The sequence below is a fragment of the Streptomyces sp. NPDC007095 genome, from assembly GCF_040634475.1.
GTDB lineage: Bacteria > Actinomycetota > Actinomycetes > Streptomycetales > Streptomycetaceae > Streptomyces.
The window spans coordinates 1-26,118 of sequence record NZ_JBEYFS010000132.1; the positions used below are offsets into that span (position 1 = coordinate 1).

27 protein-coding genes are annotated in these 26,118 nt (G+C 71.5%); 12 read left to right on the forward strand and 15 right to left on the reverse strand.

The window, feature by feature from the left end; genetic code table 11:
• Positions 1-211: 211 nt before the first annotated feature.
• Positions 212-2,203: an amino acid transporter gene (locus tag ABZ656_RS35580; RefSeq protein ID WP_180362729.1), complete on the forward strand. Its 1,992-nt coding sequence runs from the start codon at positions 212-214 to the stop codon at positions 2,201-2,203.
• Positions 2,204-2,248: 45 nt separating this feature from the next.
• Here the strand turns inward: ABZ656_RS35580 and ABZ656_RS35585 are convergent, their stop codons facing one another.
• Positions 2,249-2,794, reverse strand: a complete 546-nt coding sequence (locus ABZ656_RS35585; RefSeq protein WP_101407897.1) for a histidine phosphatase family protein — start codon at positions 2,792-2,794, stop codon at positions 2,249-2,251.
• Entirely contained in the window at positions 2,791-3,471 is a 681-nt protein-coding gene (locus ABZ656_RS35590) for a hypothetical protein (protein ID WP_101407898.1), read from the reverse strand. The genes ABZ656_RS35585 and ABZ656_RS35590 overlap by 4 nt, the downstream gene beginning before the upstream one ends.
• Positions 3,472-3,735: 264 nt before the next feature.
• Between ABZ656_RS35590 and ABZ656_RS35595 the strand changes: the two genes are divergently transcribed.
• From ABZ656_RS35595 to ABZ656_RS35605, 3 genes are all read left to right on the forward strand, one after another.
• Positions 3,736-4,416: a response regulator transcription factor gene (locus tag ABZ656_RS35595; RefSeq protein WP_360273564.1), complete on the forward strand. Its 681-nt coding sequence runs from the start codon at positions 3,736-3,738 to the stop codon at positions 4,414-4,416.
• Positions 4,417-4,529: 113 nt separating this feature from the next.
• On the forward strand, positions 4,530-5,648 hold the full coding sequence (locus ABZ656_RS35600) for an acyl-CoA dehydrogenase family protein (protein WP_101407900.1): 1,119 nt from the start codon (positions 4,530-4,532) through the stop codon (positions 5,646-5,648).
• A gap of 2 nt (positions 5,649-5,650) precedes the next feature.
• Positions 5,651-6,820 (forward strand): acyl-CoA dehydrogenase family protein, encoded by a 1,170-nt coding sequence (locus tag ABZ656_RS35605; protein ID WP_360273567.1) that lies wholly within the window; start codon positions 5,651-5,653, stop codon positions 6,818-6,820.
• Between the two features lie 121 nt (positions 6,821-6,941).
• On the opposite strand, the gene ABZ656_RS35610 is transcribed toward ABZ656_RS35605, so the two are convergent.
• From ABZ656_RS35610 to ABZ656_RS35625, 4 genes are all read right to left on the reverse strand, one after another.
• The gene (locus tag ABZ656_RS35610; RefSeq protein ID WP_101407902.1) at positions 6,942-7,460 is read right to left on the reverse strand and encodes a MarR family transcriptional regulator; all 519 of its coding nucleotides are present in this window, start codon (positions 7,458-7,460) and stop codon (positions 6,942-6,944) included.
• Between the two features lie 86 nt (positions 7,461-7,546).
• On the reverse strand, positions 7,547-8,212 hold the full coding sequence (locus ABZ656_RS35615; protein WP_360273571.1) for an SDR family NAD(P)-dependent oxidoreductase: 666 nt from the start codon (positions 8,210-8,212) through the stop codon (positions 7,547-7,549).
• A gap of 75 nt (positions 8,213-8,287) precedes the next feature.
• A complete protein-coding gene (locus ABZ656_RS35620) occupies positions 8,288-9,058 on the reverse strand; it encodes an aldo/keto reductase (protein WP_360273574.1) in 771 nt (256 codons plus the stop codon).
• Positions 9,059-9,120: 62 nt separating this feature from the next.
• The gene (locus tag ABZ656_RS35625) at positions 9,121-9,333 is read right to left on the reverse strand and encodes a hypothetical protein (RefSeq protein WP_360273577.1); all 213 of its coding nucleotides are present in this window, start codon (positions 9,331-9,333) and stop codon (positions 9,121-9,123) included.
• 273 nt (positions 9,334-9,606) lie between these two features.
• Between ABZ656_RS35625 and ABZ656_RS35630 the strand changes: the two genes are divergently transcribed.
• Entirely contained in the window at positions 9,607-10,014 is a 408-nt protein-coding gene (locus tag ABZ656_RS35630; RefSeq protein WP_101407904.1) for a CoA-binding protein, read from the forward strand.
• Positions 10,015-10,089: 75 nt separating this feature from the next.
• Positions 10,090-10,530, forward strand: coding sequence for a GNAT family N-acetyltransferase (locus tag ABZ656_RS35635; RefSeq protein WP_101407905.1), 441 nt, complete (start codon positions 10,090-10,092; stop codon positions 10,528-10,530).
• Between the two features lie 21 nt (positions 10,531-10,551).
• Here the strand turns inward: ABZ656_RS35635 and ABZ656_RS35640 are convergent, their stop codons facing one another.
• Together ABZ656_RS35640 and katG are read right to left on the reverse strand one after the other, a co-directional pair.
• Positions 10,552-11,400, reverse strand: a complete 849-nt coding sequence (locus ABZ656_RS35640) for an alpha/beta hydrolase (RefSeq protein ID WP_360273581.1) — start codon at positions 11,398-11,400, stop codon at positions 10,552-10,554.
• Between the two features lie 129 nt (positions 11,401-11,529).
• The gene (gene katG / locus ABZ656_RS35645; RefSeq protein ID WP_360273583.1) at positions 11,530-13,746 is read right to left on the reverse strand and encodes a catalase/peroxidase HPI; all 2,217 of its coding nucleotides are present in this window, start codon (positions 13,744-13,746) and stop codon (positions 11,530-11,532) included.
• Between the two features lie 484 nt (positions 13,747-14,230).
• On the opposite strand from katG, the gene ABZ656_RS35650 reads away from it, so the two are divergent.
• The 3 genes from ABZ656_RS35650 to ppk2 all read left to right on the forward strand — a co-directional run bounded on the left by ABZ656_RS35650 (position 14,231) and on the right by ppk2 (position 15,971).
• Positions 14,231-14,647 (forward strand): Fur family transcriptional regulator, encoded by a 417-nt coding sequence (locus tag ABZ656_RS35650; protein ID WP_101408487.1) that lies wholly within the window; start codon positions 14,231-14,233, stop codon positions 14,645-14,647.
• Positions 14,648-14,829: 182 nt separating this feature from the next.
• Positions 14,830-15,066, forward strand: coding sequence for a hypothetical protein (locus tag ABZ656_RS35655; RefSeq protein WP_360273587.1), 237 nt, complete (start codon positions 14,830-14,832; stop codon positions 15,064-15,066).
• Between the two features lie 20 nt (positions 15,067-15,086).
• Complete coding sequence (gene ppk2 / locus ABZ656_RS35660; protein ID WP_101407909.1) at positions 15,087-15,971, forward strand: polyphosphate kinase 2; 885 nt, start codon at positions 15,087-15,089, stop codon at positions 15,969-15,971.
• Between the two features lie 17 nt (positions 15,972-15,988).
• Here the strand turns inward: ppk2 and ABZ656_RS35665 are convergent, their stop codons facing one another.
• Positions 15,989-16,348 (reverse strand): metalloregulator ArsR/SmtB family transcription factor, encoded by a 360-nt coding sequence (locus ABZ656_RS35665; RefSeq protein WP_180362730.1) that lies wholly within the window; start codon positions 16,346-16,348, stop codon positions 15,989-15,991.
• Positions 16,349-16,410: 62 nt separating this feature from the next.
• On the opposite strand from ABZ656_RS35665, the gene ABZ656_RS35670 reads away from it, so the two are divergent.
• Positions 16,411-17,535, forward strand: a complete 1,125-nt coding sequence (locus ABZ656_RS35670) for a cation diffusion facilitator family transporter (protein ID WP_360273591.1) — start codon at positions 16,411-16,413, stop codon at positions 17,533-17,535.
• Positions 17,536-17,539: 4 nt separating this feature from the next.
• Here ABZ656_RS35670 and ABZ656_RS35675 read toward each other — a convergent pair whose 3' ends face one another.
• Together ABZ656_RS35675 and ABZ656_RS35680 are read right to left on the reverse strand one after the other, a co-directional pair.
• Positions 17,540-18,097, reverse strand: a complete 558-nt coding sequence (locus tag ABZ656_RS35675; RefSeq protein ID WP_101407910.1) for a YbaK/EbsC family protein — start codon at positions 18,095-18,097, stop codon at positions 17,540-17,542.
• Between the two features lie 43 nt (positions 18,098-18,140).
• Positions 18,141-18,713 carry an XRE family transcriptional regulator gene (locus ABZ656_RS35680; protein ID WP_101407911.1) on the reverse strand — a complete coding sequence of 191 codons (573 nt, stop codon included), beginning with the start codon at positions 18,711-18,713 and terminating at the stop codon, positions 18,141-18,143.
• Positions 18,714-18,820: 107 nt separating this feature from the next.
• Here ABZ656_RS35680 and ABZ656_RS35685 point away from each other — a divergent pair, with 107 nt between their 5' ends.
• Entirely contained in the window at positions 18,821-19,678 is an 858-nt protein-coding gene (locus ABZ656_RS35685) for a DMT family transporter (protein ID WP_101407912.1), read from the forward strand.
• Between the two features lie 16 nt (positions 19,679-19,694).
• On the opposite strand, the gene ABZ656_RS35690 is transcribed toward ABZ656_RS35685, so the two are convergent.
• Positions 19,695-20,462, reverse strand: a complete 768-nt coding sequence (locus ABZ656_RS35690; RefSeq protein ID WP_101407913.1) for an acyltransferase — start codon at positions 20,460-20,462, stop codon at positions 19,695-19,697.
• A gap of 121 nt (positions 20,463-20,583) precedes the next feature.
• On the opposite strand from ABZ656_RS35690, the gene ABZ656_RS35695 reads away from it, so the two are divergent.
• Complete coding sequence (locus tag ABZ656_RS35695; protein ID WP_101407914.1) at positions 20,584-21,114, forward strand: gamma carbonic anhydrase family protein; 531 nt, start codon at positions 20,584-20,586, stop codon at positions 21,112-21,114.
• 95 nt (positions 21,115-21,209) lie between these two features.
• On the opposite strand, the gene ABZ656_RS35700 is transcribed toward ABZ656_RS35695, so the two are convergent.
• From ABZ656_RS35700 to ABZ656_RS35710, 3 genes are all read right to left on the reverse strand, one after another.
• The gene (locus ABZ656_RS35700; protein ID WP_101407915.1) at positions 21,210-21,860 is read right to left on the reverse strand and encodes a DedA family protein; all 651 of its coding nucleotides are present in this window, start codon (positions 21,858-21,860) and stop codon (positions 21,210-21,212) included.
• A 74-nt stretch (positions 21,861-21,934) separates the two neighbouring features.
• Complete coding sequence (locus ABZ656_RS35705; protein ID WP_360273597.1) at positions 21,935-23,539, reverse strand: carboxylesterase family protein; 1,605 nt, start codon at positions 23,537-23,539, stop codon at positions 21,935-21,937.
• The gene (locus ABZ656_RS35710) at positions 23,536-25,995 is read right to left on the reverse strand and encodes a glycoside hydrolase family 3 C-terminal domain-containing protein (RefSeq protein ID WP_360273600.1); all 2,460 of its coding nucleotides are present in this window, start codon (positions 25,993-25,995) and stop codon (positions 23,536-23,538) included. Before ABZ656_RS35710 ends, ABZ656_RS35705 begins: the two co-directional genes overlap by 4 nt.
• Between the last annotated feature and the right edge of the window lie 123 nt (positions 25,996-26,118).

Here is a 26,118-nt window from a genome sequence, read left to right on the forward strand (position 1 = left end):
GCGGACCCGGCAGGGAACCTCCGGACGTGCGGACCCGGCAGGGAACCTCCGGACGTGCGGACCCGGCAGGGAACCTCCGGACGTGCGGACCCGGCAGGGAACCTCCGGACGTGCGGACCCGGCTCAGGTGCGCGGGGCGAGGTGGTGGATACTCGCTCCTCGTTGCCCGAAGCCGGATCGCCGGCCCGACCGATCGCAGGGAGATCGCAGCATGACCGGCACCCAGGTGGACAGTTCGGACTCCGCGGAGCCCCTCGAACGGGAGCCCTCCGCAGCCGCGCCGCGCTGGCGGGCGTGGCTTCTGGAGGGACTCAGCGAGCAGTCGGCCAAGCACCCCGGCCCGCACGCCACCCCGGACGCCGAGCACCAGGGCCACAAATGGTGGCGGGTGATGTGCCTCACCGGCGTCGACTACTTCTCCACGCTGGGCTACCAGCCGGGCATCGCGGCCCTCGCCGCCGGACTGCTCTCCCCTCTCGCGACCCTCGTCCTGATCGCGCTCACCCTGCTCGGCGCACTGCCGGTCTACCGTCGCGTCGCCAAGGAGAGCCCGCACGGCGAGGGTTCGATCGCGATGCTGGAGCGGCTGCTGCCCTGGTGGGCCGGGAAGATCTTCGTCCTGGTGCTGCTCGGCTTCGCGGCCACCGACTTCCTGATCACGATCACCCTGTCCGGAGCGGACGCCTCCGCACACGTCGTGGAGAATCCTTTTGCTCCGCACTGGATGCACGGCGGGAACACCTGGATCACGCTCCTTCTCATAGCCGCGCTGGGCGCGGTCTTCCTGAAGGGCTTCAAGGAGGCCATCGGGATCGCGGTGACGCTCGTGGCCACCTATCTCACCCTCAATGTCGTCGTTCTGGCCGTCTCCGCCTGGCAGGTGCTCAGTCACCCGGTCAAGATCGGCGACTGGACCGACGCGATGACGGCCGAACACTCCTCGCCGCTCGCCATGATCGGCGTGGCGCTCCTCGTCTTCCCGAAGCTGGCGCTCGGCATGTCCGGCTTCGAGACGGGCGTGGCGGTGATGCCGCAGGTCGAGGGCGACCCGACGGACACGTACGAGAAGCCGACGGGCCGGATCCGCGAGACCCGCAGGCTGCTCACCACGGCCGCCGTGATCATGAGCGGATTCCTGCTGCTGTCCAGCCTGGCGACGACGATCCTGATCCCGCAGGACGAGTTCAAGAGCGGCGGCTCGGCGAACGGCCGTGCCCTCGCCTACCTTGCCCACCAGCACCTGGGCGAGGCGTTCGGCACGGTCTACGACCTCTCGACCATCGCGATCCTCTGGTTCGCGGGTGCCTCCGCGCTCGCCGGTCTCCTCAACCTCGTGCCGCGCTATCTGCCGCGCTACGGCATGGCCCCCGAGTGGACACGCGCCGTCCGCCCCCTCGTGCTCGTCTTCATGGCCGCCGCGGTCCTCATCACACTGTGGTTCAACGCGAACGTCGACGACCAGAGCGGCGCGTACGCGACCGGTGTGCTGGTCCTGATGCTCTCCGCCTCCTTCGCCTCGGCGGTCGCCGTGCACCAGCGGGGCCACCGCGCCGCCGCGATCGGCTTCGGCGCGATCACCGCGGTCTTCGGCTACACCCTGGTCACCAACGTCATCGAACGCCCCGACGGCATCAAGATCGCGCTGATCTTCATCCTGGCGATCCTGATCTCCTCGTTCGCCTCCCGGGTGCACCGCGCCTTCGAACTGCGCGCCGCCGAGGTCACGTTCGACGAGGCCGCGGCCCGTTTCATCGACGAGGCCGCGGCGAGCGGACCGCTGCGGCTGATCGCGAACGAGCCGCACGAGCGCAGCACCCGCGAGTACCGTGCCAAGGAGTACAGCCAGCGCGAGCAGACGCACATCCCGGACGGCCGTCCCGTGCTGTTCCTGGAGGTGTTCGTGACGGACTCCTCGGACTTCACCGCCGACCTGACCGTGCACGGTGACGAGAAGCACGGGGTGCGCAGGCTGCGCGTCGAGGGCGCGACCGTGCCCAACACCATCGCGGCCGTCATGATGCGACTGCGCGACCGCACCGGCCAGGTCCCGCACGCCTACTTCAACTGGACCGAGGGCAACCCCCTCAGCCACCTGGTCCGCTTCCTCGTCTTCGGCGACGGTGAGGTCGCCCCGGTCACCCGCGAAGTGCTGCGGCGCGCCGAGCCGGACCCCGAACGCAGGCCCCGGATCCACGTGGGCTAGCCCCTCCTCCGGCCCGCCGGTTCCGCTGCCTTCCCTCCCGCCCGGTCAGTCCTTCTTCTTGCCCCGTGGCACGGTCATGCCCGTCAGCAGCGCCGTGCCCGGGGCGAGCGCTTCCCAGGAGTCTCCGTGCCAGGCGAGGACCGCTGTCGCGGAGGTCGGGAACTTCGTCCGTACGTCGTCCAGCGCGTCGTCGAGGCTGTCCCCGGCCAGTTCGAGCACGAGGTCCTCCAAGCCGGGGTTGTGTCCGATCAGCAGCAGCGTCCCGATCCGGTCGGGGACTTCGTGCAGGGTCGCCAGCAACTCCGGTACCTCTGCGCCGTACAGCCGCCGGTCGAACCGTACGGGCGGCGGGGTGCCCCACTGCCGCGCCGCCAACTCCCAGGTCTGGCGGGCGCGTACGGCGGTGGAGCACAGGGCGAGGTCCGGCAGACAGTCCGACTCGGCGAGGGCACGCCCGGCGGCCGGGGCGTCGCGGCGGCCGCGCGGGGCGAGGGGCCGCTCGTGGTCGGCGACACCCGTCGGCCACGCCGACTTGGCGTGCCGCAGGACGACGAGTCTGCGCAGCGGGCCCGCTCCGGCGCGTGCGATCACCGCTGCGCCCCGATGTCACGGGTGAGTTCGAGCCCCAGGAGACGGTCCGCGTAGGCGTACGTCTCGAAGCGGGCGCCGTCCGGCACGTCGTCCGCGTGCTCGACGCGCCGCAGCACCTCCAGTACGGCGGGTACGTCGAGGTCGTCCTCCCACGCGGCGCGCAGTTCCTGGCGCACGCGCTCGGGGACGGGCTTGGACGGCCGGGTGGCCCAGGTGGCGACGGACTTGCGCCAGCGCGCGAGCGTCTCCCGGGCGCCGTCGAGGTCGGCGGTGGCGAAGTCGACGGACTGTCGGCGCGGGGCCGCGAGCAGGACCATCCTCAGCAGCGCCGGGTCGGCCGTGCCGTGCACCGGGGCGACCTCGACGCGGATGCCCTCCACGGCGGTGGCGCCGGGCGCGAGGACATGCAGGGCCGGGCCCGCACCGCTCCGGTCGCCCTCGGCCCGGCGGATGCCGAGCGCGTCGGCGCGCGCCCGGAGCTCCGCGGGCGGGTCGGCCACGGTGACGACGGGGGTCCCACCGAGTTCCAGGGTCCTGGCGAGCACGTCGGCGACCAGCAGCACACGCAGTGCGGACAGATCGTCCCGCTCCACGTGCGCCTCGACGCGGGTCAGGCTCCGGCGGGCAGGGACGGCGTCGATGGGCTCGCCCGTTCGGGCGTCGGTGATACGCAGCACGGAGCGAGCGTAGGCGGGCGCGAGCCCGGGCGCAGGGAGGTCGGACCGATTCCGGACACGCGGGCTTTCCCGGCTGGTCCCTCCGTATGAGGTGTGAGCGGTTCCACCCCGGTGGTGTAGCCCACTGCACCAGGGGTTCGGGAGATCACTCTCTCGTGGGCGCGGCCGGGGGACGGGAGGGTTGATCCCGACGGACGACAGCCCGTCGACCTCGGAGATCTCCCCTCCTCACGCTCCTTTGGCCCGGAAGAGGACCTCACCCCCATGACCATCCGTGTCCTGCTCGCGGACGACCAAGCCCTGCTGCGGGCGACGTTCCGCATCCTGATCGACTCCTGCTCCGACATGGAAGTGGTCGACGAGGCCGCCGACGGCCGGGCAGCGGTCTCGCTCGCGCGTACCCACCGCCCCGACGTCGTCCTCATGGACATCCGTATGCCGGGCGCCGACGGGCTCACCGCCACCGCCGCCATCTGCGCCGACCCCGGCCTCTCCACCACCCGCGTCCTCATCCTCACGACGTTCGAGACCGACGAGGACGTGGCCCGGTCCCTGCGCGCCGGAGCCAGCGGCTTCCTCGGCAAGGACGTCACCGCGGACGAACTCCTGAGCGGCATCCGCACCGTGGCAGCGGGCGACGCGCTCCTCTCCCCCCGGGCCACGCACACCCTGGTCGCCCGCTTCCTCGCCTCCCCCGCACCCAGCGCCCAGCCGGCGTTTCCCGGACAACTGGCGGCTCTCACCGCCCGCGAGCGAGAGGTGACCGCACTGGCGGCCGAGGGAAAGTCCAACGACGAGATCGCCCAGGAACTCGTCGTCAGCCCGCTGACCATCCGCACCCATGTGCACCGTGCCATGACCAAACTCCACGCCCGGGACCGCGCCCAACTGGTCGTCATCGCGTACCAGTGCGGCCTCGTACAGGTCTCACGGCCCCCGGAGTGAGCGAGCCCTGCCTGCGCGTCGGGCCCCTGGCCACAGTGCCCCGTCGTGGGCGAGAATGCCATATGCCAGAATCGGAGAATGTGACTTATGTCACTCACTAGGGGGCACGACTCGTGGATCTGGACTTCACGGACGACCAGACGGCGCTTCGCGGCACATTGCGCACGTTCTTCGAGAAGGAGTCGTCCACCGCGGCCGTACGGGCGGCGGAGCCACTCGGGTTCGACGCGGCGCTGTGGCGGAAGGTCGTGGACCTGGGGCTCGCCGCGATCGCCGTACCCGAACACCTCGGTGGCGGCGGTGCCGGTTTCGTGGAACTGGCCATCGCGGCGGAGTGTCTCGGGCAGTCCCTCGCCCCGGTGCCCCTGATCGAGGCGGCGGTGACGAACGACCTCATCGCGTCGCTGTCCGACGGAGGTTCGTCGCCGGACGCGGGCTCGTCGTCGTCCGGCGAGCCGGACGCCCGCCTGGAGTCCCTCACCGCACGCGCCGTCGCGGGCGAGCTCCTCGCGACCCTGGCTCTCCGCCCGGCGACGGGCGACCTCGCGCGGCTGGTTCCGGCGGGCGCGGTGGCCGATCTCGTGGCCGTCCTGCGGGGTGACGAGCTCCTCCTGCTCCGGCAGCCGGAGCGAGGCCCCGCCACGCCCGGCGGGGCCGTCCGCAATCTCGGGGCACTTCCGCTCGCCGACTGCCCCATCGACACGCAAGACGCCCTGGTGCTGGCGCGCGGACCGGCCGCCGTCCGCGCCTATCGCCGCGCCCTGAGCCGGTGGGAACTGCTGACCGGCGCGGCACTCTTCGGCCTCGGCTCGAAGGCCCTCGACATCGGCGTCGACTACGTGATGCAGCGCAAGGCGTTCGGCGTGCTCATCGGCACGTTCCAGACCATCCAGCACCGCCTGGCCGACAACGCGATCGCCCTCGACGGCGCTCGCCTGCTGGCCTACGAGGCGGCCTGGGCACAGGACGAGAACCTGCCCACGGCCGACACCTCGGCGACCATGGCCTTCCTGTTCGCCGCGGAGACCGCCTTCAAGACGACGTCGGAGGTCCTGCACTTCCACGGTGGATACGGCTACACGCTGGAATACGACATCCAGCTCTACTTCCGGCGGGCGAAGGCCTGGTCACTCGTCGCGGGCGACTCCCGCGCGGCGTACGCGCGGCTCGCGCACCGCGTCTTCGGCGCGGCACAGGCACCGGCACCGGCACCGGCAGAGAGGGCGGGCTGACGATGGACTTCCGCGAATTCGACGAACTGGCCTCGCACCGCGAGGCGGCCTGCGCCTGGGTCGAGGCTCATACGCGACCGGAGTGGGTGGAGGAACAGCGCCGCTCCGGCACGCATCAGACGGCCGAGCTGCATGCCCTGCTCGCGCGCGACGGGATCCTCGCGGCCGACTGGGCGCCCGAGTACGGCGGGAGCGAGGTCGATCCCGGCTTCGCCCGGGCCGTGTTCGACGAACTCGGCCGCATGGGGCTCGCCTCCGACGGCTGGTCCACGACCTCCATGGTGCTGCGCACCATCGAGCACGTGGGAACCGAGGAGCAGAAGCGCGAGTACATCCCGGCCGCGCTCCGCGGAGAGCGGCTGATCGCCCTGGGGTACAGCGAGCCGGACTCCGGTTCGGACGTCGCCGCGGCGAAGACCACCGCGGTCCGGGACGGCGACGAGTGGGTCATCAACGGCCAGAAGATGTTCACCAGCACCGCCCAGCTGTGCAGCCATGTGTTCGTGCTGGCCCGCACCAATCCGGACGTGCCGAAGCACAAGGGGCTGTCGATGTTCCTCGTGCCGACCGACAGCACCGGGTACGACATCCAGCCGATCCACACGCTCGGCGGTCAGCGCACCAACGCCACGTTCTACGCCGGCGTGCGTGTCCCGGATTGCGCGCGCCTCGGCGGGGTCAACGGCGGGTGGGGCGTCATGCACGTGGCGCTGGTCCACGAACGCTCCGCGTCCAGCCCCGGTTCGGACGGCGGATCCCTGGTCAAGGATCTGGCCGCCTGGGCACGCACCGCGCGACGCTCCGACGGGACGACGGTCCTCGACGACCCCCTGGCCGCCGAGCGGATCGGCAGGATGGCGGTCGACGAGGAGGTCACACGCCTGCTCGCCCTCCGCAATCGATGGCGCGCCCAGAAGGGCGACCTCCCCGGTGTCGAGGGGTCGATGTGGAAGCTGTTCGCCACGGAGGCCGCCCAGCGCCACTCCAGCGACATCCTCGACATCCTGGGCGCCGAGGGCGTACTGGCCCCCGAGGCGGCCGGCGCCCCCGCGGGCGGCAGGTTCGAGGAGGGCTTCCGGGCGGCGGTGGTCGGCACCATTTATGGCGGGACCAGCGAGATCCTCCGGGAGATCATCGCTGAACGCCACCTCAGGCTGCCCAGGAATCGTTGACGGTACGGGGCGGCCCTGCGGGGCTGCGCGGAACTTCGTACGGCTGGCACTCCCGACCGGCGGCGCCGAGGCTCGACCGGGCCTCGGCGCCGCCGAGCCGGACCCAGGATCGCGAAACCGGTCAGGCCTTGCGAGGGACCTCGGGCACCAGGTCGATCTCGTCCTCGGCGTGATCGAAGAAGTCGTCGGCCAGCCGATGGCACAGTGTGGCGAGCCGCTCCAGGTCTCCCGGCGACCAGTCCGCCAACGCGACCGACATCCCTCGGCAGCTCGCCTCCCGCACGCGGTCGACCGCGTCCCGGCCGGCCGGCGTGAGCTCGATGCGCTGGGCTCGGCGGTCGTTCGGGTCCGGGACACGCGTCAGACAGCCGGTCTTCTCCAGCTGCTGCACCTGCCGGGTCACGTGGGACGCCTCGACGGACAGCAGGTTCGCCAGCTCACTGGGCCGCAGCGAGCCCGAGTCGGCGACCTGCCGCAACAGCGCGACGGCGGCCCGGTCCAGGGCCAGCCCGGCCAGTGCCATGAGGCGCTCATGCTGACGAACCCTGCTGGTCAGATACGAGATACGGGTGAGCGCACGCTCGATCTCGGCCACGTCCGTCAACGCGGGATCGGCTGCTGTGGGCGGCGGTGTCGACATGGGACGACTTTAACGTCTACTTGCATAAGTTAAGCAACATCGAGTGAGGCCGAAGGGGGCTGAGGGCGCTGCTCGGGCACCGCCCGTCAGGAGTCGAGGTCGTCGGCGAAGTGCCGGTAGCCGTGCTGGTCCTGGTGGATGTTCCAGATGGTCTCCGCGAGCGCGGCGGGGTCCTTCCTGGGGTGTCCGGGGCTGATCGCGCCGGGGATGACGAGTTGCGCGACGTGGATGCCCTCGTCGGCGAGGGCGCCGTGCAACAGGTGTCCGTAGGCGCTCTCGGCGGCGAAGGCGATGGAGGTGCCGGCCCGGTCGGGGTGGGGTACCGCGGCGGTGCCGCCGTTGACGAAGACGATGGTGCCGCGGCCGAGGGCGCGCATGCCGGGCAGCACCTGGCGCACGGCGGCGACGGGGCCGTACACCGAGAACTCGATCGGTCCCACCAGGTCGGCGGGGGTGGTTTCCAGGACCGGCCGCATGAACTCCCGCTGCGGGACCGGGCTGTACTGCATGACCTCGATGGGCCCCAGGGTCGCGGTCGCCGCGTCCAGCGCCGCTTCGAGCGCCTTCGGGTCGCGTACGTCGGCCGCGAAACCGCGCGCCGTCAGGCCCTCGCCCGCCAGATCGGCGGAGAGCGCGTGCGCCCGGTCCGTGGTGCGGGTGATGAGAGCGACGTCGAACCCCTCGCGGCCGAACCGCCGTGCGACGGCGACTCCGAGGCCGGGTCCGGCGCCGATGATGGCGATGGTGGTCATGGTCTTCCTTGGGGCCTCGGGGGTGGGGCAGCCTACGAGGGGCAGCATGCCCCCCATGCGCCCCCGCCGCTCGTTTCAGTAGCGGCCGCCTTCCGGTGCGGGAAGGACGTCCAGGTCGGCCAGGTCCGCCGCGCTCAGCTCCACGTCCCCCGCGCCGGCGTTGTCCGCCAGGTACTTCGGGGTCTTGGTGCCGGGGATGGGGACGACGTACCGTCCCTGGGCGACCAGCCACGCGAGTGCCACCTGCGCCGGGGTGATCCCGGCGCGCTCGGCGATCTCACGGACCCGGCCGACGATGGCGAGGTCGGCGCGCAGCGCGTCCTGCTGGAAGCGCGGCAGCCGTCGCCGGAAGTCGTCCTCGGGCAGGTCGTCGAAGGAGGCGAACCGTCCGGCCAGGAAGCCGCGGCCCAGCGGCGAGAACGGCAGGAAGGCGATGCCCTGCTCCTCGCAGGACGGCAGCACCTCGGCCAGCGGGGCGCGGGTCCACAGCGACAGCTCCGACTGCACCTCGGCCAGCGGGGCGCGGGTCCACTGCGACAGCTCCGACTGCACCGAGGCCTCCGGGTGCACCGACTGCGCCCGCTCGATCTGCTCGACGTTCACCTCGGACAGGCCGATCTGCCGGGCCTTGCCGGCGGCCATGGCTCCCCAGGTCTCCTCGACGGGCACCTGGGGGTCGACGCGGTGCGGCTGGTAGAGGTCCACGTGGTCGGTGCCCAGGCGGCGCAGGCTGTCGTCGATCGACTTCCGTACGTGCTCGGGGCGGCTGTTGTTGACGATGACCGGGGAGTTGCCGGGAGCGCCGGCCGGATCGCTCACGACCAGGCCGACCTTCGTGGCCAGCACCGCCCGCTCCCGGTGGCCGCCCGTCGGCGCCCGTCCGACCAGTTCTTCGTCGGTGTCGGGCCCTACACGTCGGCGGTGTCGATGAGGGTGGCGCCCAGGTCGAGCGGCATGGGGGTCCCCCTGTCGAGCGAAGCCGAGACTTGGGGGAGGACGACCGCGACGGAGGTGGCTTCGTCGCGCGGGCTCTTCATGTCGTACGAGAAGGTCATGCCCATGCACCCCAGGCCGATCACACCGGCCTCGGGTCCCTTGCTGCCCAGTGTCGTGGTGCGCATGGCGTACGTCCTCTCGGTCGGCCGTGGTGAGTTCACGGCGGGCTTGCCGGTCCGCGCCCTCGCACGGGAGAACGGTCGCGGGGCATTCCCACCCTGCCCCTCACGCGCGCCGCGTGGCAGACCGCGCTGTATCGGGGAGCGGCGTTCCCGGTGCGACAGGGCCCCCACGCCACGGGGAATCACCGTGTGTCTCATGCTGTTGTCCGGCTGAGCACGCATGACAGGCCACGCGGGCCCATGACAGTCCTTCACACCAGACCCAGGAGGCCGACCGTGTACGGCGACCCGGCAACGATCCGCAAGATCCTCACCGAACTCGGCGACACCTGGGCGATCGTCGGTCTCTCGTCCAACGAGCGGCGCGCGGCGTACGGAGTCGCCGACGTCCTCCAGCGCTACGGCAAGCGGATCGTCCCCGTGCACCCGAAGGCCGAGACCGTCCACGGCGAGAAGGGCTACCCGTCGCTGGACGCGATCCCGTTCGACGTCGATGTCGTCGATGTCTTCGTCAACAGCGACCTCGCGGGGCCCGTCGCCGACGAAGCCGCCGCCGCCGGCGCCAAGGCCGTCTGGTTCCAGCTCGGCGTCGTCGACGAGGGCGCGTACGACCGCACCCGCGCCGCCGGACTCGACATGGTCATGGACCGCTGTCCCGCCATCGAGATCCCGCGCCTCGGCTGAGCCACGTCCGCACGCCAAGCCGGTTCGCGGCAAACCCGGTTGACGGCCTGTGGTGGGGATGGGTTTGCTGCTCCGGTGTCCACACTCAGCTTTCAGCAGTCGGACGACGAGACCGGTCTCAAGGACTGGCAGTACGTCCACAATGTCATCGTGCCACCCGCCGCCCTGTCGCTCGACGAGGTCCGTGAGCGGGCCGGGCGCAACCACCTGGAGGTCGCGTACCTCGGCGACGTCCTGGTGGGCTGCTCGACCGTGCGTCCGCCGAAGGAGGGCGGCTCGACGGCGACGGTTATCGCCCGGGTCCTGCCCGGACACCGTCGGCAGGGGTTCGGTGAGGAGCTCTACGAGCGCGGGCTGAAGCGGGCACGGGCACTGGGCGCCGACGTGATCGAGACAGTCGTACTGGCGTCCAACGAGGACGGGCTGCGGTTCGCCGTGCAGCACGGGTTCGTCGAGATCGAGAGGTACGTGCTGCCGGGCGAAACGGCCGAGTGGGTCGACCTGCGGCTGGCCTGAGCCAGGTCGGGCCCGGCCCGGTCACCGCGCCCGGTCGAGGAAGGCCGTCACCGTTTCCGTGAAGCGCCGGGGGTCGTCGAGCCACGGATGGTGGCCGGCCTCCGGCTGGACGATCAGCTCCCCCTCCGGGAACAGCTCCGCCACGGCGGCGGCCACGCGCGGCAGTGGGCCACTGTCGAGTTCGCCCGCGAGCAGCAGGACCCGTGCGCCCAGCGCGGCGACGGCGGCGCGGGCCACGGCGGGTTCGAAGGCGCCGGCTGAGGCGTACAGTCCCGCGGCCTCCTCGTTGGTCTGTTCGACCTCGGTTTCGGCGTGCGCCTGCGCGGTCGCGTCCCAGCGGCCGTAGAAGAACGGGGCGACGGCGTCCCAGTCGGCATCGGCCGCCGAGCCCGCCCAGATCCGTTCGTAGGCGTCGTACCCTGCCGCGAACCACGGCTCGGCCTTGCGCCGCGCGGCCGCCTCCCGGCGGTGCTCCTCGGTGAAGTCGATACCGAGGGCACGGGCGCGCCCGGTGACCGATGTGAGGGTGCGGATGCGGTCCGGATACCGGGCCGCGTAGAGGAACGCGAGGTCACCGGCCGCCGAGTGGGCGAGGAGATCCACCCGTTCCAACCCGAGATGCGCCCTGAAGGTCTCGACGTCGTCGACCTGCCGGTCGCAGCGGTACGTCGCCGGGTCGGCCGGGACGGCGGAATCGCCGGTCCCCCGCAGATCCAGCAGGAACAGCCGACGGTGCCGCGACAGTCCGCCGAGGTCGCCGAGGTAGGCGGAGGCACGCATGGGCCCACCGGGCAGACAGAGCAACGGCTCGCCCTCGCCCGTGACGTGGTAGGCCAGCTGAGTCCCGTCGGGGGCGGAGAAGATCGGCATTCCGTCATCCTCCTCACGACGAGACGCTCGGGGCAAGCGTTTTTTACGCGGCGCCGAGGGAGGTCCCCCCGACCACAAAACGTCCAGGCCGGCCGCTACGGGCCGACCTGGACGTCCTGGCCGGGATGATCAGACGAGGTCGAACCGGTCGAGGTTCATGACCTTGTCCCACGCCGCGACGAAGTCCTTCACGAACTTCGCCTTGGCGTCATCGCCCGCGTAGACCTCGGCGAGCGCGCGCAGCTCGGAGTTCGAGCCGAAGACGAGGTCGGCACGGGTGCCGGTCCACTTGACCTCGCCGGTGGCGTCGTCGCGGGCCTCGAAGGTGGTCGCGTCCTCGGACGTCGGCGTCCACGTCGTGCCCAGGTCGAGCAGGTTGACGAAGAAGTCGTTGGTCAGCGTTCCGGGGGTCGCGGTGAGGACACCGTGCGCCGACTGCTGGTGGTTCGCGCCCAGGACGCGCAGGCCACCGACGAGGACCGTGAGCTCGGGAGCGCTCAGGGTCAGCAGGTTCGCACGGTCCAGCAGCAGGTACTCGGCCGGGAGGCGGTTGCCCTTGCCGAGGTAGTTGCGGAACCCGTCGGCGGTCGGCTCCAGCGCGGCGAAGGACTCCGCGTCGGTGTGCTCGTCCGTCGCGTCGACGCGGCCCGGGGTGAAGGGCACCTCGACGTCGTGACCGGCGTCCTTGGCGGCCTTCTCGACCGCGGCGCCGCCGCCGAGGACGATCAGGTCGGCCAGGGAGACCTTCTTGGCACCGGCGTTGAACTCCCGCTGGATGCCCTCCAGCGTGCGCAGCACCGCCGCGAGCTGGTCGGGGTCGTTGGCCTCCCAGCCGCGCTGCGGCTCCAGGCGGATGCGCGCGCCGTTGGCGCCGCCGCGCTTGTCGCTGCCGCGGAACGTCGAGGCGGACGCCCACGCGGTGGAGACCAGCTGCGGGACGGTCAGACCCGAGTCGAGGATCTTCGCCTTGAGGGCGGTGACGTCGTCGGCGCCGATGGCCTCGCCCTCCGCCTCCGGCAGCGGGTCCTGCCACAGCAGGGTCTCCGCCGGGACCTCCGGGCCGAGGTAGAGCGACTTCGGGCCCATGTCACGGTGGGTCAGCTTGTACCAGGCGCGGGCGAAGGCGTCCGCGAACTCCGCGGGGTTCTCGTGGAAGCGGCGGGAGATCGGCTCGTAGATCGGGTCGACGCGCAGCGAGAGGTCGGTGGTGAGCATCGTGGGCAGACGCTTCTTCGACGGGTCATGCGCGTCGGGGACGGTCGCCTCGGCGTCCTTCGCCACCCACTGGTTGGCGCCGGCGGGGCTCTGGGTCAGCTCCCACTCGTAGCCGAAGAGGTTGTCGAAGAAGCCGTTGCTCCACTGGGTGGGCGTGGTGGTCCAGGTGACCTCCAGGCCGGAGGTGATGGCGTCCGCGCCCTTGCCGGTGCCGTACGTGCTCTTCCAGCCCAGGCCCTGCGCCTCGATCGGGGCGGCCTCGGGGTCGGCACCGACGCTCTCCGCCGGGCCCGCGCCGTGGGTCTTGCCGAAGGTGTGACCGCCCGCGATGAGGGCGACCGTCTCCTCGTCGTTCATCGCCATGCGGCGGAACGTCTCACGGATGTCGCGGGCCGCGGCGATCGGGTCCGGGTTGCCGTTGGGGCCCTCGGGGTTGACGTAGATGAGGCCCATCTGGACGGCGCCGAGCGGGTTCTCCAGCTCGCGGTCGCCGGTGTAGCGCTGGTCGTCGAGCCAGGTGGTCTCGGGACCCCAGTACACGTCCTCCTCGGACTCCCAGACGTCCGCGCGGCCGCCGGCGAAGCCGAAGGTCTCGAAGCCCATCTGCTCCAGAGCGACGTTACCGGTGAGGATCATGAGGTCGGCCCACGAGAGGCTCTGGCCGTACTTCTTCTTGACCGGCCACAGCAGGCGGCGGGCCTTGTCGAGGTTGCCGTTGTCCGGCCAGCTGTTGAGGGGGGCGAAGCGCTGCTGACCGGCGCCGGCGCCGCCGCGGCCGTCGCTGATGCGGTAGGTGCCCGCGCTGTGCCAGGCCATCCGGATCATGAACGGGCCGTAGTTGCCGAAGTCGGCCGGCCACCAGTCCTGCGAGGTGGTCAGCACCTCGGCGATGTCCTGCTTCACGGCCGCGAGGTCGAGGGTCTTGAACGCCTCGGCGTAGTCGAACTCCTCACCGAGGGGGTTCGCCACGGCGGGGTTCTTGGCGAGGATCTTCAGGTTGAGCCGCTCCGGCCACCACTGGCGGTTTCCACCGCCCTGGGTCGGGTGCGCGGCGCGCCCGTGCGCGACGGGGCAGCCACCTGCGCCCTCCGATTTCGCATCGGTGACGATTGCATCATGGTTCTCGGACATGGGAATCCTTCCGGACGGGGCGGATCACTGTGCTCAGGAACTGCGGGCGGTGGAACAGTCGGCCGAAACCGTCGAAACAGCCGGGGCACAGGCCCCTGGGGACGTCGTCGACGACACCGTACGACCCGCACATGGCGCAGGGGTGGCAGTCGCCGACGCGTCGCTCGAACCGGGCCGGGCTGTCGGGTTGGGCACGGCGTACGCGGTGCGCCGCGATGGGTGCGCGGAGGGCCCCGAGCGCGGGGCGCCGGCGCCACTCGCGTGGGCGATGCGCCTCGCGTGGACGATGCGCTCGGGGATGCGCTCGCGGCTGAAGTGGGCGAGCTCCACCCGTCTCCTGAACCGTCACGTGCTTTCCCCTGCTGTTGTCCTGTCCCTTGGCTGCCGCCAGAACCGATCCTACGATGGACACAGTCCAAGTCAATACGAGAACCAGACCCGTACGGATTCATTCGTCAGACGACGCATGGTTAGGCTGGTGAGCATGAGTGACCTGCTCGAACGACTTCGCGGACGCGGCTGGCGGATGACCGCCCAGCGCCGGGTGGTCGCCGAGGTACTCGCCGGCGAGCACGTACACCTCACCGCGGACGAGGTGCTCGCACGCGCCACCGCCCGGTTGCCGGAGATCTCCCGCGCGACCGTCTACAACACCCTCGGCGAGCTCGTTTCGCTCGGCGAGGTGATCGAGGTGGCCACCGACGGCCGCGCCAAGCGCTACGACCCGAACGCCCACCGCCCCCACCAGCACCTGGTGTGCTCGGCCTGCGGCGCCATCCGGGACGTCCACCCCAGCGGCGACCCCCTGTCCGATCTGCCCGCATCCGAGCGGTTCGGCTTCACCGTCTCCGATGTCGAGGTGACCTACCGGGGCCTGTGCCCCGACTGCGGCCGCGCATAGGACGAGTACCGCGCACAGGACGAGTTTCAGCCAACGCACGCCGACCGGCCTCTGAGCGAACCGCGTCGAGGCCCGCTCCCCGGTGCGCGCCGACAATGTGAACGACGCCCACGAGGTCACCGTCCGTGCCGCTGCGCCGACGGCCGTCGGCACCGTCGCCTGAGCCAAGGGGAAGTCGTACGATGCATTTGGACTGGACCGCACTCGGCGAAGTCACCGCGGTGAGCATCGCCGTCACTGTCGAAGTGGTGGTCGTCTTCGCGCTCGGCGTGCTGGGTGTCTCCCAGGTCGAGGCCGCACGCGAGAAGGACGCCGGCGGCACCCACGCCCTCGGCTTCGCGCAGGCGGGACTGTGTTTCCTGGCCTGCGCGGCCGTCGTCGCGTACGGAATTTACCTGATCGTGCCGCAGTTCCACTGAGTGAAGCCGGGGAGGCCGCTATGACGCCATTGCTGACGGGTCTGACCGTCGATTACAGCGACCACGACGACCCGGTACTGATCCGGTCGGACGGCAGTCCGGTGGAGACCTGGCGCGAGAACTACCCGTACCACGAGCGCATGGAGCGCAAGGAGTACGAGTGGCACAAACGCCTCCAGCAGATAGAACTGCTGAAGCTGCAGAGCTGGATCAAGGCGACCGGCCGCCGCCTGGTCATCGTCTTCGAGGGGCGTGACGCGGCCGGCAAGGGCGGCACGATCAAGCGGTTCACCGAGCACCTCAATCCGCGCGGTGCCCGGGTCGTGGCGCTGGAGAAACCGACCGAGCGCGAGCGCGGCCAGTGGTACTTCCAGCGGTACGCGGAGCATCTGCCGACCGCGGGCGAGATCGTGATGTTCGACCGGTCCTGGTACAACCGGGCCGGCGTCGAGCGGGTGATGGGCTTCTGCACGGACGACGAGTACCGGCGCTTCATGAGGCAGGCGCCCGCCTTCGAACGGATGCTCGTCGACGACGGGGTGGACCTGGTCAAGTTCTGGTTCTCCGTGTCGCAGGGCGAGCAGCGCACCCGTTTCACGATCCGCCAGGTCGATCCCGTACGACAGTGGAAGCTCAGCCCCATGGACCTGGCCTCCTTGGACCGCTGGGACGACTACACCGCCGCCAAGGTCGCCATGTTCGGCGAGACGGACACCGAACAGGCCCCCTGGACCGTGGTGAAGAGCAACGACAAGAAGCGGGCGCGTGTCGAAGCGATGCGCAGCGTCCTGGCCCGCTTCGCCTACGCGGACAAGGACGAGGAGGTCGTCGGCAAACCGGACCCGAGCATCGTGGGCGCGGCGGCGAACCTGCTGGAGGCGGGCGAGGACGACACCGGCCACTGAGCGCCGGGGGGGTTATGTCAGTCGTGCGGCGGACGGTCGGTGAGGCGGTGGTCGGCCAGGTTCAGCGCCTCGTCGACCACCCGGCGCAGATGGCCGTCGCCGAGTGAGTAGATCACCCGGCGGCCCTCCTTGCGGGTGTTCACCAGACCGGCGAGACGCAGCCGGGCCAGATGCTGGCTGACGGCCGGGCGCGCGGCCCCGCACGCCTCGGTGAGCGTCGTGACATCGGCCTCTTGGTGGCTCAGAGCGTGCAGGAGGGTGAGCCTGGTGCGGTCGCCCAGGAGGGCGAGGAGTTCGGCGGCGAGCGCGAACTGTTCCTCGCCGGGGGTACGCGGATGCGCATCATGCGCAGGTGATAGGTGCATGCGTGCGCTCATACGCACATAATGGCCCTGTGGACCCCGACACGTCCACTCCCGCGCACCGGAAGGGGACCCCCGTGAACGACCGGCACGACGAGCACGGCCACAGCGACGGCCACTCCCATGATCACGGCTCGCCCCACGGCCATGACCACGGCCACGGCCACTTGGGGCACGACCAGCCGCAGCCGCACCCCCACTCCCACGGCGCCCCTTCCGGGCTCCTCCCCCGTCTCCGTCACCTCCTCACCCCCCACTCCCACGAGACCGGCGACAAGCTCGACTCCGCGCTGGAGTCCTCGGCGCGCGGTATGCGCGCCCTGTGGATGTCCCTCGTCGTCCTCGGTACGACAGCCGTGGCACAGGCGGTCGTGGTCGTGCTCTCCGGATCGGTCGCGCTGCTCGGCGACACGGTGCACAACGCCGCCGACGCGCTCACGGCCGTCCCGCTCGGCATCGCGTTCGTCCTGGGCCGGCGCGCGGCGACGCGCCGCTTCACCTACGGCTACGGCCGGGCGGAGGATCTCGCGGGCATCGTGATCGTGCTGACGATCGCCGCGTCCGGTGCCTTCGCGGCCTGGACGGCCCTTGAACGGCTGATCGACCCGCGCCCCCTGCACCACATCCCGGTCGTCGCGGCGGCCGCGCTGATCGGCTTCCTCGGCAACGAGTGGGTCGCCCGGCACCGCATCCGGGTCGGGCGTGAGATCGGCTCGGCCGCCCTCGTCGCGGACGGTCTCCATGCCCGTACGGACGGCTTCACGTCACTGGCGGTGCTGGTGGGAGCGGGTGGCGCGGCACTGGGGTGGCAACTGGCCGACCCACTGGTGGGCTTGGCGATCACGGCCGCGATCCTGCTGGTGCTGCGCGACGCCGCCCGCGAGGTGTTCCGGCGCGTGATGGACGCCGTGGACCCGGAGTTGGTCGACTCGGCCGAACGGGCGCTGCGGGAGGTCCCCGGCGTGCGCGGGGTGGGTGAGCTGCGGCTGCGCTGGATCGGGCACCGGCTGCGCGCCGAGGTGGCGGTCGTGGTGGACGGCGAGGCGAGCGTGCGACAGGCACACCGGATCGCCGTCGAGGCCGAACACGCCCTGCTGCACGCCGTACCGAAGCTGACCGCGGCCCTCGTACACGCCGATCCGGCCCCCGTGCCGGGCGAGACGGACCCGCACCTGGCGCTGGCGCATCACATGGTCGCCTGACCGGTCAGGCGATGCCCAGCCCCTCCAGCACCACCGCGTTCGGCAGTTCGGCGAACGCCTTGCCCGGTACCAGCAGCTTCCCGCGCCGCCGGCCGCTGCCCACCAGGACGTACGGCAGCTCGACGACCGCCGGGTCCACCAGCACCGGCCAGTCGCCCGGCAGCCCGATCGGGGTGATTCCGCCGTACTCCATGCCGCTCTCGCCGGTGGCGGTGTCCATCGGGGCGAACGAGGCCTTGCGGGCGCCGAGTTGGCGGCGGACGGCACCGTTGACGTCGACCCGGGTGGCGGAGAGGACCACGCACGCGGCGAGCGTGGTCTCGCCGCCGCGTTTGCCCGCGACGACCACGCAGTTGGCGGACTGGTCCAGCAGTTCCTTGCCGTAGTGCTCGACGAAGGTCGCGGTGTCGGCCCACTCGGGGTCCGTGTCGACGTACACGATCTGGTCGGCGGGGACGGTCCCGCGCCAGTGGCGTACGCCGTCCGCGACCGGGCGGGTGAGCTCGTCGAGGCAGTCGGGGGCGGCCGTGGCGTGGTCGAAGTGTCCGATGGGAGCGCGCATGACGGCACGCTAACAGCCGCTCCGGTCCGCCCTGACGGGTGTCTCAGTGCACGAACGGGACCGACACCGCCATGACCATCTCCACCGGCACGTCGCCCTGGTTGGCGTACGTATGGGGGGTGTTGGCCTCGAACGACACGCTCGCGCCCTCGGGGACGCGGTAGTCGGTCCCGTCGACGCTGAGGGTGAGTTCGCCCGCCATGACATGGACGAGTTCGACCGTTCCCGTGGGGTGCGGGTCCGAGGGACTGCCGTCGCCCGGCATCAGCCGCCAGTCCCACATCTCCAGCGGTCCGGGCGCCTCGGTGCCCGCGAGAAGGCGGTTGTAGCTGCCCGCGTCCGTGTGCCACAGCCGTACGGCCTGCTCGGCCGGGACGATCCGGACCTTGGGGCCCTGCTCGTAGTCGAGGAGGGTCGTGATGCTGACGCCGAGCGCGTCACCGATCTTCACGACGGTACCGATGCTGGGGTTGGTCCTGGCCTGCTCGATCTGGATGAGCATCCCGCGGCTGACTCCGGCGCGGCCGGCGAGCACGTCCAGGGTGAAGCCGCGCTCGGTGCGCCAGCGCTTGACGTTGCGCGCCAGCGACTGGGTCAGCAGGTCGAGATCCGACACATTCCGTCCAATAGTCTGCGTCCAATATTCTAGATTACAGAGTTCAATAGAATGAACTATGCTGTGGTGCACCTGATCGTTCACTGAACTGTACTGCGAGGCGACCCATGACAGCGATCTTCGCTCTGGCCACCAGCCTCCTGTGGGGCCTGGCCGACTTCGGCGGAGGGCTGCTGACCCGGCGTACGCCCGCGCTCACCGTGGTTGTCGTCTCGCAGTCGATCGCGGCGGCGGTACTGGGCGCGATCGTGGTCGTGACCGGCGGCTGGAGCGCGGCGGGACCGCAGCTGTGGTTCGCGTTCGCCGCGGGACTCGTGGGACCCGTCGCGCTGCTCTCCTTCTACAAGGCGCTCGCCCTGGGCCCGATGGGCGTCGTCTCCCCGCTCGGCTCCCTGGCCGTTGCCGTCCCCATCACCGTGGGACTCTTCCTCGGGGAGCGCCCCGGGCCGACGCAGGTGGCGGGCATCGCGGTCGCCGTCGTGGGCGTCGCCCTCGCCGGCGGGCCCCAGTTGAGAGGCGCCCCCGTGCAGCGGCAGGCGGTCCTCCTCACGCTGATCGCCGCGCTCGGCTTCGGCACGGTGTTCGTGCTGATCGCGGAGGCGTCCTCGTCGGTGACCGGGCTGTTCCTCGCACTGTTCGTGCAGCGCCTGACCAACGTCGCCACCGGTGGCGCGGCGCTCCTCGTCTCCGTGCGACGCGGCGCCGCCGCCCTCCCCGAGGGCGGCTTCCCCTGGCCCTCCCTGCCCGCGCTCGCCTTCGTCGGCCTCGCGGACGTCGCGGCGAACGGCACGTACTCCGTCGCCGCCCAGCACGGCCCGGTCACGGTGGCCGCCGTCCTCGCCTCGCTCTATCCGGTGGTCACGGCCCTGGCCGCACGCGGCTTCCTCAGCGAACGGCTGCGCGGAATCCAGGCGGCGGGCGCGGGCCTGGCACTGGTCGGCACGGTACTGCTGGCCACCGGCTGATCAGTCCCGACCGGCTTCAGGACGACTCGGCGTCCAGCTCCGCCAGCCGCTCCACGGTCTCCTCGTCCAGCTCCGACAGCGCGAGCAGTTGCTCCGGTGTCACCCCGTCGGGAATCGGGACCGGCGCGGGCGTCCGCAGCGGCGGCTGCCAGCCGTCGACCGCGTCCCAGCGCCGTACGACCCGGGCGGGAGCCCCCGCCACGACCGAGTGGTCCGGCACCGCGCCGCGCACCACCGCACCGGCCGCCACCACGACGTTCCGCCCGATCCGCGCCCCCGGCAGGATCACCGCCCCGGTGCCGATCCAGCAGCCGGATCCGATCTCCACCGGCTCCATCCGGGGCCACTGCTTGCCGATGGGCACGTGCGGATCGTCGTACGAGTGGTTCGTGGACGTCACATACACATACGGCCCGAAGTAGCAGTCGCTGCCGATCGTGACCGTCGTGTCGGCGATGACGTGGCTGCCGCGACCGAGCACGACACCGTCGCCGACGCGCAGGATCGGGTCGGCGCCGAGGTCGAGGTCGGGCATCAGACCGGCGGTGAGGGTGACCTGTTCGCCGACGATGCAGTGGGCGCCGAGATGGATCCAGGGCTCACCGAAGACGGTGCCGAGCGGGAAGGCGAGTCTGGTACCCGTTCCCATCGCGCCGAAGCGCAGCCGTCCCGGGTGCTCGGCCGTCACCGAACCCGTGCGCTGCACCCAGGCCCAGCCCGCGTGGACGGCGCGCTGCGCGAGGCGGCGCCGCCATGATGAGAACACGTTCCTGTTGCTGGGCACCCGCTCACCGTACTCAGGGCGACCTGGGCCAAGCAGAGATCACCGCTGTGATCTTCGCCCCACCGGGGCCGGGAGCGATGGCATACGGTGCCGCTGTACCGACGACGACGAGGAGACGCTGATGACGCAGCAGGCGCTGATCATGGGGATCGGCGGCAAGGACCCGCGGGTTGACCCGGAGGCGTTCACGGCACCGATGTCCGTGGTGATCGGGGACGTCACCCTGCACGCGGGCGCGAGCGTCTGGTACGGCGCGGTACTGCGCGCCGACTTCGGTCCGATCGTCATCGGCGCCGACACCAACATCCAGGACAACTGCACTCTCCACGTCGACCCGGGCTTCCCGATCACGGTCGGCGAGCGTGTCTCGGTCGGCCACAACGCCGTGCTGCACGGCGCGACGGTCGAGGACGACTGCCTGATCGGCATGGGCGCCACGGTCCTCAACGGCGCGGTGATCGGCGCCGGCTCCCTGGTGGCGGCTCAGGCCCTGGTCCCCCAGGGGATGCAGGTCCCGCCGGGCTCCCTGGTGGCCGGAGTCCCAGCCAAGGTCAAGCGCCCCCTGACGGAGGAGGAACGCCAGGGCCTCACCCTGAACGGCACCTTCTACGTGGACCTGGCAAAGACGCACAAGCAGGCACACGGAGGCTGAGGGGCGCCCCGCAGGGCGCGGGGCCGTGTCACTGTGCGGCTCCGCCGCGCGGGCGCGCCCAGCCACACACCGCCCGCACGCACCCGAAACGAAAACTACTCGGGAGCCGTCACCGGCTCCCGCTCCCCCGTCTCGATCTCCGCCGCCGCCTTCTTCGCCTTGCGCTTCACGATCAGCATCGAGGCAAGCCCGATGAGCACGGCCACCACGAGCCCGACCCACGAGAACCGCTTCAGCCAGGACTCGGCGACGACACCCACGTAGTAGATGACCGCGGTGGTGCCCCCGGCCCAGATGATCCCGCCCAGCACATTGGCGATCAGGAACTTCCAGTACGGCATCTTCAGCACACCCGCGAGCGGCCCCGCGAAGATCCGCAGCAGCGCGATGAACCGGCCGAAGAAGACGGCCCACATGCCCCACTTCTGGAAGGACCGTTCGGCGGTCGCGACGTGCCCCTCGCTGAAGTGCTTGGGGAATTTCGCGCCCAGCCAGGCCAGCAGGGGGCGCCCGCCCTTGCGGCCGATGGCATAGCCGATGGAGTCGCCGACGATCGCGCCGATGCTGGCGCACGCCCCGAGGATGACGGGGTTGATGCCCGAGTGCTGTGAGGACAACAGCGCCGCCGAGACCAGGATGATCTCGCCGGGCAACGGGATGCCCAGGCTCTCCAGGCCGATGACCAGGGCCACCAGCGCGTAGATGCTGACCGCGGGCACCGTCTCGAGCCAATGCTGGACGTCCAACGCCGGTTCCTCCCGAATCGCACACTTCCCGGCGTGCGCCCGCGACGACGGGCGCACGCCGGGAAGCCTACCGCTCAGCCTTGCGCGGCGGCGTCCCACAGGTCGCACCGATGCTCCCGGTGGACGGTCGTGCTCACCACGTTTCCGCCCCGGGAGGCGGTCCGCAGCGAGAGCACCGGACCTGCTCCGCCGGGCATCGCGGGCTGCCCGTCGGCACGCGGCACCCCGCCCCTGACGAAGGACCCCCAGTACTGGATCATCTGCCGCGACAGCACCCGCTGCTCCGCGTTCAGCGGCGTGGTGAGCCCGAAATGCTTGAAGAGGTACTGCACCTCGTTCACATGGGTCGCCCCGAAGCCGAAGCCCGTGTGGAGATCGCGCAGCGAGGCGAACGGCGGCGAGGTGCGGTCGGCGAACTCGTACGCGTACACGGGCCCGCGTCCGGCGAGCACCGCGTCGAGCCGCAGCGCCGGACACGCCATTAGGTAGTCACCGAAGGCGGTGGCGTAGGCGAGAGTCGGCGACGGGTAACCGTCGAGCGGGTAGCGCTCGAGCACCCGCTCGCCCGGATCGGTGCCCCAGGCCTCCTTCACGACCGCCGGGTACCGCTCGGCGGTGAGCGGGGTGCCGGCGTTGTCGAACCGGGCGAACGCGAACAGCCGCCCCTCGTCCTCGTTCGCCCCGTTCAGTACGGGGACCCGGGCCGCGGCCCCCTTCGCGTACGCCTCGAAGGGCTGTACCGGCAGGAACGCGCCGCCCACGACGGGCCCCCAGTCGAATCCGCCCTGGGCGGCGAGGATCTCCGCGGACGACTTGCCGCGCAGACACGCCGCCGACAGATCGGCGCAGCCCACCTTCCGTGCGAAGGCCGCGCCTGCGGCCACGGCCGCCTCGTGGGTGCGCGCCGCGCAGTTCCCGTACGCGCCGCTCTCGACGATCCCCGCCCGGTACAGGCCCTTCGAGGCCGGAGAGGCCAGCTGGGTGCAGACCGAGCGGCCGCCCGCCGACTCGCCCGCGACGGTGACGCGGCCCGGATCGCCGCCGAAGCGGCCTATGTCGGCGCGCACCCAGCGCAGTGCGGCCTGTTGGTCGAGCATGCCGAAGTTGCCCGAGACCCCGTCGCGCGTCTCGCCGTCCAGGCCGGCCGTGGCGAGGAATCCCATGGCGCCGAGGCGGTAGTTGACGGTCACGACGACCGTGCCGGTCTGCCGGGCGAAGGTGTCGGGCACGATGTCCTCGCCCGCGCCCGCGGTGAGCCCGCCGCCGTGCAGCCAGACCATCACCGGCCGGCTTCCGGCGCCTTCGGGGACGTACACATTGAGGTCGAGGCAGTCCTCGGTGTGACTGGGCCGCTCGTAGCCGGGGTCCCAACTGGCCGTCTGCACACACCGGTTGCCGAAGTCCCGTACGGTGCGCACACCGCGCCAGGGTGCGACCGGCTCCGGGTTCCTCCAGCGGAGAGCGCCGACGGGCGGCTGTGCGTACGGGATGCCGAGGAACTGGCGTCCCTCGGCGGTGACTTCGCCCCGGACCAGGCCGGCGGCGGTGCGTACGACGGTCGGGCCCTGCGCGGCGTGCGCCGGGGTCGGGGCCGGTGCGACGAGCGCGGCGGCGAAGACCGTCGCCCCCACCAGCAGTGTGCGCAGGCGGCCGGATCGGACGATCCGCCCCCAGTTCACGCGCCCACCTCCACACTGCCGCGCAGCCGCAGGTCCCGCGACGACGACCCCACCCATACCGCGCGCCGCCCGGTGCCGAGGACCCAGTCGTGCCGCCCGGCGTCCCAGGACGACAGCGTGCGCCGGTCGAGGCGCACCGTCACCCGTCGCCGCTCCCCCGCCCGCAGCACGAGCCGCCGGTACCCGGCCAGCACTCGTACGGCCTGGTCGAGCCGGAGATCGGGCGACGGCCCCAGGTAGACCTGCGCCACCTCGACGCCTTCGCGCCGCCCCGTGTTGCGCACGGTGAAGCCGACCTCGCTCCCCCGGACCCGCAGGTCCTCGTACGCGAACGAGGTGTACGAGAGTCCGTGCCCGAAGGGGAACAGCGGGCGCACGCCCTGCGCGTCGTACCAGCGGTAGCCCACATGGATCCCCTCCGAGTACTCCTCGGTGCCGTTCACGCCGGGGTAGCGGTGCGGGTCGCCGGCGACCGGGTGGTGGACGTCGTCGACCGCGAAGGACTGGGTGAGCCGGCCGCCGGGATCGCAGTCGCCGAACAGGACGGCGGCGGTGGCGGCCGCGCCCTCCTGGCCCGGGTAGTACATCTGGAGCACGGCGGCCGTGTCGTCCAGCCAGGGCATCGAGGTCGAGGAGGAGGTGTTGAGGACGACGGCCGTCCGGGGGTTGGCCGCCGCGACGGCCTTGATCAGCTGCTCCTGGTTGCCGGGCAGCGCGAGGGTGCCGCGGTCCAGGCCCTCGGTGGCGTCCTCGTAGGCGAAGAGGACGACGCTGTGGGCGGCGCGCGCGGCGTCCACAGCCTCGGCGACGTCCTGGGCGCGGGTCGCCCCGGTGACTCGCCGCAGCCGGAAGAGTTGTCCCGTGTCGGCGCCCTGGGCGGTGATGGAGACCTGGTGCTTGCCCTTCGCGAGGCCGAGGGCCTTGCGGCGGACGGCGAGTCCGTCGGGCGCCACGGAGACCAGACCGCCGCTGAAGTACTCGCCGTAGCCGGGCAGCGGCGGGAAGAGTTCGACGCCGTCGACGAGCACCGTGGGCCGGATGCCCGAGTAGTGGATGACGAAGGTCCACTCGTCGGCGTCCGCGACGGTGAGCGTCCCCGTGTACGTCCAGGCACCTCCGGCGGGGACGTTCTGGCCCTCGGTGTCGATGCCCGAGGTCAGCGCCGCGCTCGGGATGGCCTTGCCGAAGAGGTCCTCGCCGAGCGCGTACGACACCCGGGCGCCGCCTCCCGCGCGGGAGCGGATGGCGTCGAGCGGGCTGTCGGCGTGGTCCGGGACTACGTGCGCGCTGCCGCCGCCGCTGACGAACGGCAGGGAGCCGGTGGGGCCGACGACGGCGATGCTGCGGGCGGCGGCGCCGGTCAGGGGCAGTGCGTGGCGCTTGTTGCGCAGGAGCGTCGCGCCCGCCTTGGCGACCTCCAGGGCGACGGCCGCGCCCGCCTTCGGGTCGCGGGCGGGACGGGGCGGAACGCTGCCGTCGAGCAGCCCGAAGCGGTCCATCACGGCGAGGACGCGGCGTACGGCCCGGTCGACGTAGGACTCGGCCACGGCGCCGCTCTGCACGGCCGTCTTCAGGGCGGCCCCGAAGTACGTACCGTCCGGCATCTCCATGTCGAGGCCCGCGGTGAGGGCGGTGACGGTGCTGTGGGCCGCGAACCAGTCGGTCATCACCCAGCCGCCGAAGCCCCACCGCTCGCGCAGGATGTCGGTGAGGAGCGTCTTGTTCTCGCAGGCGAAGGTGCCGTTGACCTTGTTGTACGCCCCCATGACCGCGCCGGTGCGGGCGGCGACGGCCGCCTCGAAGCCGCGCAGTTCGACCTCGTGCATGGTCTGCTCGTCGACCCGCACGTCGATGGACATGCGGTCCTGCTCCTGGTTGTTCAGCGCGAAGTGCTTGACGGTCGCGATGAGGCCCTCGCCCTGGATGCCGCGGATCTCGGCCGCGACCAGGTCGCCGGCGAGCAGCGGGTCCTCGCTGAAGGTCTCGAAGTTGCGGCCCGCGTACGGGGTGCGGACGAGGTTGACCATCGGGGAGAGCAGCACGTCCTGGCCGAGGGCGCGGCCCTCGCGTCCGATGACCTGCCCGTAGCGGCGGGCCAGGCCGGGGTCGAAGGCGGAGGCGAGAAGCACCGGGGCGGGCAGGGCGGTGGCGTGCCGGGTGACGCGGACTCCGGCGGGGCCGTCGGCGAGACGGAGCGGGGGGATGCCGAGGCGGGGTACTCCGGGTGTGTACCCGGCCTGGCCGAGCGAGGCGGGGTCGGTGGCGCCGTGCAGCAGGGAGATCTTCTCATCGAGAGTAAGTTTGACTATCAAACCCTCTACGCGGGGGCCGGCGCCGGATCTGGACTCCGCCCGGGCGAGCGGAACGGGGCCGGTGGCGGTGGTGGCCGCCGCGGCGACCGCGATGGCGCCGCCCAGCAGACGCAGGGTCGAACGCCGGGAAAAGGTGTGGGACATGAGCCGTCACTCCTTCGGTGCGCGGGCACGTCGTCGTGAACCGCAGGTACGCGCGCCGACGACAACGCCCACGTTCGGCCCTTGAACACACCAGGCCCCAGCCCGAACATGACACGCCGTCAC

Excerpts from the sequence above, each read along its gene's own strand:
- ABZ656_RS35580 (WP_180362729.1), top strand. The coding sequence starts at position 212 with ATGACCGGCACCCAGGTGGACAGTTCGGACTCCGCGGAGCCCCTCGAA.
- ABZ656_RS35595 (WP_360273564.1), top strand. The coding sequence starts at position 3,736 with ATGACCATCCGTGTCCTGCTCGCGGACGACCAAGCCCTGCTGCGGGCG.
- ABZ656_RS35605 (WP_360273567.1), top strand. The coding sequence starts at position 5,651 with ATGGACTTCCGCGAATTCGACGAACTGGCCTCGCACCGCGAGGCGGCC.
- ABZ656_RS35610 (WP_101407902.1), bottom strand. The coding sequence starts at position 7,460 with ATGTCGACACCGCCGCCCACAGCAGCCGATCCCGCGTTGACGGACGTG.
- ABZ656_RS35615 (WP_360273571.1), bottom strand. The coding sequence starts at position 8,212 with ATGACCACCATCGCCATCATCGGCGCCGGACCCGGCCTCGGAGTCGCC.
- ABZ656_RS35625 (WP_360273577.1), bottom strand. The coding sequence starts at position 9,333 with ATGCGCACCACGACACTGGGCAGCAAGGGACCCGAGGCCGGTGTGATC.
- ABZ656_RS35640 (WP_360273581.1), bottom strand. The coding sequence starts at position 11,400 with ATGCCGATCTTCTCCGCCCCCGACGGGACTCAGCTGGCCTACCACGTC.
- katG (WP_360273583.1), bottom strand. The coding sequence starts at position 13,746 with ATGTCCGAGAACCATGATGCAATCGTCACCGATGCGAAATCGGAGGGC.
- ABZ656_RS35650 (WP_101408487.1), top strand. The coding sequence starts at position 14,231 with ATGAGTGACCTGCTCGAACGACTTCGCGGACGCGGCTGGCGGATGACC.
- ABZ656_RS35655 (WP_360273587.1), top strand. The coding sequence starts at position 14,830 with ATGCATTTGGACTGGACCGCACTCGGCGAAGTCACCGCGGTGAGCATC.
- ppk2 (WP_101407909.1), top strand. The coding sequence starts at position 15,087 with ATGACGCCATTGCTGACGGGTCTGACCGTCGATTACAGCGACCACGAC.
- ABZ656_RS35665 (WP_180362730.1), bottom strand. The coding sequence starts at position 16,348 with ATGAGCGCACGCATGCACCTATCACCTGCGCATGATGCGCATCCGCGT.
- ABZ656_RS35675 (WP_101407910.1), bottom strand. The coding sequence starts at position 18,097 with ATGCGCGCTCCCATCGGACACTTCGACCACGCCACGGCCGCCCCCGAC.
- ABZ656_RS35685 (WP_101407912.1), top strand. The coding sequence starts at position 18,821 with ATGACAGCGATCTTCGCTCTGGCCACCAGCCTCCTGTGGGGCCTGGCC.
- ABZ656_RS35695 (WP_101407914.1), top strand. The coding sequence starts at position 20,584 with ATGACGCAGCAGGCGCTGATCATGGGGATCGGCGGCAAGGACCCGCGG.
- ABZ656_RS35710 (WP_360273600.1), bottom strand. The coding sequence starts at position 25,995 with ATGTCCCACACCTTTTCCCGGCGTTCGACCCTGCGTCTGCTGGGCGGC.